This window comes from Microcystis sp. LE19-10.1B (assembly GCF_027530565.1).
In the GTDB taxonomy this organism is placed as follows: domain Bacteria; phylum Cyanobacteriota; class Cyanobacteriia; order Cyanobacteriales; family Microcystaceae; genus Microcystis; species Microcystis aeruginosa.
In genome coordinates, this window is sequence record NZ_JAPZQM010000033.1 from 1 (window position 1) to 6,108 (window position 6,108).

A 6,108-nucleotide genomic window follows, 5' to 3' on the forward strand; every position below is an offset into this window, starting at 1 on the left:
TCGTTGTTCGTTAGTTTCCGAGTACATAATTCCTGCGGATGAACCCTATCCTAATTACTTCGTTCAAGCTAAAAATCTAACGGAAGCTAAAAAAGTTTACCCGATATTAAAGACGGTTAACGCTCAAGTCTTACAGCAAGTTTTAAAAACTGTAGATAAGGCGTTTAACCAGATGAAATCGAAAGGCTTCGGCTTTCCTAGATTTAAGAAAAAGATGCGAAGTTTTGTTTTTCCTGCGCTCTCAAAAAGCTTTCTAGGTGACGAATACTTAAATTTTCCACAATTGGGAAAAATTAGAATCAGGCAATCTAGAAAGTACCCGTCTGGGTTCGAGCCTAAACAAGCTCGAATTATCCAAAAAGCGTCGGGATTTTACGTTTCGGTTTCCTTCCAATCTACGGAATTAGTTCCCGATATGACAGTGGGGAAAACCTGTTTAGGAATTGACGCGGGGATTGAGAGTTTTGTTGCTACTTCACGGGGAGATTTAATCAAAGCCCCTCGATTTTTGTTGAAAGTACAGAGTAAGCTTAAATTGCTACAAAGACGCTTTAAACATCAAGTCAAAGGCTCGAACAATTGGTTGAAACTCCAAGATAAGATAGCGAGATTACACGAAAAAGTGTCTAATACTCGTAGAGATTGGCATTTTAAGTTAGCTCATTACCTTTGTGATCTTGCTGATAATATCTTTGTTGAAGATATTAACTTCGTTTCGTGGTCTAGAGGAATCGTTAGAAAACAATCTCTAGATTCAGGCATCGGTAGTTTTATTAATGAGATACTACCGTTTGTTGTTTGGAAACGGGGGAAATATTATCTTAAAGTCGATAAAAACGGAACTTCACAGGACTGTCCTAATTGTGGCGCGTTCACTGGTAAAAAGTCGTTATCGGAAAGAGTTCACCGGTGTGATTCTTGCGGCCACATTGAACCGAGAGATACGGCATCAGCGAAGGTAATCGAGAACCGAGGAAAAAATGCGGTCGGACTGACCGTGTTAGAAAACGCTTGCGGAGGCGGTCGGTTGGGGGTCGTTCAGTTAAACCTGTTTGATCTAGTCAAGAGCAGATGAACCAAGAATCCCCCGCTACACCGCGCGAGCGGTTAGCGGGGGAGAGTCAATGGACATTTTAGTACAAACCCCTCACCGATCGCCCTGCGATCGCTATCTGAGAAAATTGCTCATTTTGTCATCTAGATTGCATCCTGATTGGAAACCTTTGGGTAATCTATGGGTACAGATACTCAAACCTCCCCTTCCTTGCTGCGTTCCTGATAGGGATATTTTTTTTTCTCATAAACTTTACAATATTTAATAATTGTTGTAATATTGGTTAAACAACCAAGGTTCTTACTACTTGCCATTTATGCCCATAAACTCTATATATAGCCAAAAAAAGGACTATAGAGGCAATTAAATCTTCAATTAGATTTCTCTATATCCTTGAGTGATCACTTACTAATCTCTTTACAAAACTAGAAAAAACCCTGATAGCATCTCCTTAACTGCCCCTGGGGAAGCGATCTGAAAAACGCCATCAATCCCTGAATATCAACCCTCAACCGACGCGCACTCATGAAAACCTCGAAAAACCCCACCGATCCAGTTCGCGCCTATCTCAGAGAAATTGGCCGAGTTCCCCTTCTCACCCATGAAGAAGAAATTCTCTACGCAAAACAGGTGCAAAGATTAATTTTTCTCGAAAAAATCAAGGAATCCCTAAGGGCGAAACTCGGCAGGGAACCCAGCGATCGCCAATGGTCAGAAGCGGCGGAAATTAGTGAAGAACAACTGCGTCGAGAATTGGGGGCAGGGGATTTCGCCAAACGCAAGATGGTAGAAGCGAACCTGCGTCTAGTGGTTTCCGTCGCTAAAAAATACCTAAAACGCAATCTAGATCTATTAGACCTCATCCAAGAGGGAACGATTGGGATGCAAAGAGGTGTGGAAAAATTCGATCCCACCAAAGGCTATCGCTTCTCCACCTATGCTTATTGGTGGATTCGCCAAGCCATCACCCGGGCGATCGCAGAAAAAAGTCGCACCATCCGTCTGCCCATCCACATCACCGAAAAACTGAATAAAATCAAAAAAGCCCAGCGTCAACTAGCTCAAGATAAAGGTCGCGCTGCCACCATTGCCGAATTAGCCGAGGAATTAGACCTAACTCCCAAACAGGTGCGAGACTACTTGGAAAGGTCCCGTCAACCCCTTTCCCTTGACTTAAAGGTGGGGGACAATCAAGACACGGAATTAGGGGAACTCTTGGAAGATACGGGACTTTCCCCCGAAGATTACACTGCCTATTCTTCCCTCCAAGTGGATTTGGAAAAACTGATGGCAGACCTCACCCCTCAACAAAAAGAAGTGATTTGTCTGCGTTTTGGTTTAGATAATGGGCAGCCCCTCACCTTAGCAAAAATTGGCGTTCGACTCAATATCAGTCGTGAACGCGTGCGTCAGATCGAACGAGAAGCGATCGCTAAATTAAGAAAACGCAAGGGCAACATCAGAGAATATCTAGCTAGTTAAGCTAGAGATAACCTAGAATTTGGGTCAAATTGAGCGTCTGGATAACAGCGAGAAAAATGACCCATTTCTAGATTCATCGGCGACTTTTCTCCGCTCTTATTTCTCTATTTAGGGTTTGCGGCAAAAAGTTTTTCCTGGGGGCAGGGTGTGGGGTGTAGGGTGTAGGGTGTAGGGTTTTAGCGATTTTGAGGGGGTAAATTACCTAATTTTCAGGGAAAAAGTCCAGGGATTTTCCCCCCGACCACTCCGGGATCTGGCACTTTTTGGAAACCAAAAAGTCTAAAAGTCTTACCCAACAAGGTTTTTAGATTTATTCAGCAAGCTCTATTTATTCAAGATATTTTTTCAAAAAGAGAGCTAATTTTTCTTTAGTGGCGACGGGAACAGAATCTAGACGGGTAAGAATAGCGTATTTAAGGGCAGAATGAGCGGCAGAAACGGGAGGATTAGCTACCAGACGGCGCACCGTTTCTTGGATAACTTTTTGGGCATTAATAGCGTTATGGTGTAGATTTTCGATCACCATTTCTACCGTGACATGATCGTGGTCGGGATGCCAACAATCGTAATCGGTAACTAGGGCTAAGGTAGCGTAGGCAATTTCCGCTTCTCGGGCTAATTTGGCCTCGGTTAAATTGGTCATACCGATCACGGTTGCCCCCCAACTTCTATAGAGATTTGATTCCGCTTTAGTAGAAAAAGCCGGCCCTTCCATACAGAGGTATGTACCGCCGCGATGCAAGGTAACTTCCGGTAGGTTTAAACTAGCGACGGCATCCCCTAAAATTTCGGCTAATTGGGGACAAATGGGATCACCAAAGGCAACGTGAGCAACAATTCCTTCCCCAAAAAAAGTCGCTATTCTCTCTTTAGTTCTGTCAATAAATTGATCGGGAATGACTAAATCTAGGGGTTTAACTTCGGCTTTTAGGGAACCAACGGCTGAAGCGGAAATAATATATTCAACCCCTAATTGTTTGAGGGCGTGAATATTAGCGCAAAAGGGTAATTCGGTCGGTAAAAAATGGTGATTTCTGCCATGACGCGCTAAAAAGGCGACTTCTGTTCCCTCTAAAGTACCGAGAATTAAAGCATCGGAAGGAGAACCAAAAGGAGTATCGAGGGATACTTCCCGCACATCCTTGAGGGCATCCATTTTATACAAACCACTGCCGCCAATGATGCCAATTTTTACCGTCGTCATAGTCTTGGAAAGAATTAGTTATCGTTGCCTTGATTTTACCATAATTGAGCGATTCCGTTAAGGCCTTACTTTTTCTTTTTCTTGCCCTTGAGGGAACCATTAATTAAACCATTAAAGCCATAAATTTCTTCAGTTCCCGCGATGGTAACTAATTCCACCTCTTTCGTGTCTCCCGGTTCAAATCGAACTGATGTACCCGCGGGAATATTCAGATGGGTTCCTTTGGTTAATTCGCGCTGAAACTCCAGGGCCTGATTAACTTCATAAAAATGATAGTGGGAACCCACTTGAATCGGTCGATCGCCTGTATTAGCCACAGAAACACGCAGGGTGTCGCGACCGACATTAATCTCGATCGCCCCGGATGGTGTGATAATTTCTCCCGGAATCATAGCTGCTAAAAATCTCCTGTTAGTGAATGGGATTGTGAACGGTAACTAATTTAGTACCATCGGGAAAAGTCGCTTCGATCTGCACTTCCGTAATCATTTCCGGGATACCTTCCATTACCTCCTCGCGAGTTAATAAAGTAGTGCCGTAACTCATCAATTCAGCCACGCTACGACCTTCCCTCGCACCTTCGAGGATGGCGGCGCTAATATAGGCGATCGCTTCGGGATAATTTAACTTGATCCCGCGATTTTTGCGTCTTTCGGCGAGCAGTGCCGCCGTGAAAATGAGTAATTTATCTTTTTCTTGGGGCGAAAGTTGCATAGATAGGCCTTTTTTTACACAGGTGCTAGGGTTATTGTAGTTCTTGGCCGGATAGTTGTAGCGATCGAGTTGTGAAAATTTATCTTGAATGTCCGGTCATCCTATCCATTAGTCAGAGCTTTCTTAACAAAAAGAGAAGAAACTTAAAAAAAGGGGAAACGATTGATAGGTATAGTTTTGAAAGAAGGAATCAAGGTGGAGGTGAGCAAAAAAAATGGAGAAATGGGCAGCCCAAGAATTACAGTATGCAGACCTAGGGGACACCAGAAGAAACTAATAAATCTTCAAGAAGCTTTGGAATTACACTTTGAACCGCCTTGTGCAACAGTTATTCCTCAATTGCAGAAAATCACTGTACGGGCGAAGCATTTGGGCATAACCTATCGCTCAAATCCTAGATTTCCTATCCGAATGCTTCGCCCCTACCCCGACCAATGTTTAGGCTATGCTAAAATGGTGATAAAAGCATAGAATCCTATTTAGTTTAATTAGTTGAAACTGAATCAGAGAAAGTTATGTTAACAGAGATAAATATTGGCACTTTTATAAAAAGCGATCCCAAAATTCATGGAGGTTGTCCTATTATTGCGGGAACTGCTGTTACTGTACGAAGAATAGTGATCTGGTATAAATTAGGATATAGTCCTGAAGAGATTGCCGATGAAATACCTCATCTTTCTTTGGCACAAGTTTATGCCGCTTTAACTTACTATCATACTAATAAAGAAACAATAGAATCAGAAATGGCAGACGAAACTGCGGAAGCAGATCGCCTTGAAGCATTACATTATTCTCCTTCCTAATTATGAGTAGAATTAGCTTATATATGGATGAAGATTCCACAGCGTTCAAAAGGCTTTAGATAATCCGACTTGTTTCAAAACTGCATTAGCAGTATGGCGTGATTTAATACTATTATCAACTACAAATCTTCTTTCTGTCAGAGGACTATACCAAATTTCATGATCTCCTTTCCCTTGACGGGTGGTGATTCGGTAGTAGTGATGGCGGCTTAATCCTTTGCTTTGCTTTGCTGTGCATTGTAGTCATGGATAAAATACCAAAGGGCTCCCCAACGTGATTCTCCATTTTTTTAGAGAAAGATAGACTCTCTCTCACCAGCCGAGAAATCCTTTGTCGAAAGGTATTATTTAATCTTTCAATAGGATTAGTTTGACCAGTTTCTTTTCCGACCGGTCGATGACGTTTACGAGGAATTACTGTCTTATAGGACTCCCAAAAGTCTGTGTAAGCAACCGCGCATTGTCGGTAAACACCTGGTAAACTGTCCCCAAAGTTTTTTGGCTGATTGACGACTCCTATCTCCGCGCATAGCAACCAATAATTTCCCTTGTCTTTCTATCAATTAACCGCCAAATATAAACCTTTATCGTCTTACAAAAAACCAAAGACCACATCTCATCACATTCTCTAACCAATTTACCTTTTGGTTTGTCTGAAACCTTTATTTGACGGGGGAAAGCCGCCAGTTTATTGTTGACATAATTTTGTAACCATGACCAACTTACCCCTGTTACTCTAGCAATTCCTCGTCAGAAAATTCGTTCGAGCAAGAGTTTATCAATTAATTGTTTGGTTTCGTCAGAGACGGTTTTATTAGTGGGATTGATCACAAACGGTTGACCACATTCTT

Annotated in this window: 7 protein-coding genes and 1 pseudogene; 4 read left to right on the forward strand and 4 right to left on the reverse strand. The window is 42.4% G+C overall.

The window, feature by feature from the left end; all coding sequences use genetic code 11:
* Both O9332_RS01180 and O9332_RS01185 read left to right on the forward strand, forming a co-directional pair.
* Window positions 1–1,075: RNA-guided endonuclease InsQ/TnpB family protein (locus O9332_RS01180; protein ID WP_288023325.1), on the forward strand; the 1,075-nt coding region annotated here is incomplete at its 5' end.
* Between the two features lie 504 nt (window positions 1,076–1,579).
* Window positions 1,580–2,536 (forward strand): RNA polymerase sigma factor, RpoD/SigA family, encoded by a 957-nt coding sequence (locus tag O9332_RS01185; RefSeq protein ID WP_002761297.1) that lies wholly within the window; start codon window positions 1,580–1,582, stop codon window positions 2,534–2,536.
* 328 nt (window positions 2,537–2,864) lie between these two features.
* Here O9332_RS01185 and O9332_RS01190 read toward each other — a convergent pair whose 3' ends face one another.
* From O9332_RS01190 to ureA, 3 genes are all read right to left on the reverse strand, one after another.
* Window positions 2,865–3,740, reverse strand: coding sequence for an S-methyl-5'-thioadenosine phosphorylase (locus tag O9332_RS01190; protein ID WP_002761295.1), 876 nt, complete (start codon window positions 3,738–3,740; stop codon window positions 2,865–2,867).
* A 65-nt stretch (window positions 3,741–3,805) separates the two neighbouring features.
* Entirely contained in the window at window positions 3,806–4,132 is a 327-nt protein-coding gene (locus tag O9332_RS01195) for an urease subunit beta (RefSeq protein ID WP_002761293.1), read from the reverse strand.
* A gap of 19 nt (window positions 4,133–4,151) precedes the next feature.
* Window positions 4,152–4,454: an urease subunit gamma gene (gene ureA, locus O9332_RS01200; RefSeq protein ID WP_002738360.1), complete on the reverse strand. Its 303-nt coding sequence runs from the start codon at window positions 4,452–4,454 to the stop codon at window positions 4,152–4,154.
* A 177-nt stretch (window positions 4,455–4,631) separates the two neighbouring features.
* On the opposite strand from ureA, the gene O9332_RS01205 reads away from it, so the two are divergent.
* Window positions 4,632–4,925 carry a hypothetical protein gene (locus O9332_RS01205; protein ID WP_155120423.1) on the forward strand — a complete coding sequence of 98 codons (294 nt, stop codon included), beginning with the start codon at window positions 4,632–4,634 and terminating at the stop codon, window positions 4,923–4,925.
* A gap of 44 nt (window positions 4,926–4,969) precedes the next feature.
* Window positions 4,970–5,257, forward strand: coding sequence for a DUF433 domain-containing protein (locus tag O9332_RS01210; RefSeq protein ID WP_002761291.1), 288 nt, complete (start codon window positions 4,970–4,972; stop codon window positions 5,255–5,257).
* A 209-nt stretch (window positions 5,258–5,466) separates the two neighbouring features.
* Here O9332_RS01210 and O9332_RS01215 read toward each other — a convergent pair.
* A pseudogene (locus O9332_RS01215) lies at window positions 5,467–6,108 on the reverse strand (IS1 family transposase); the annotation flags it as partial.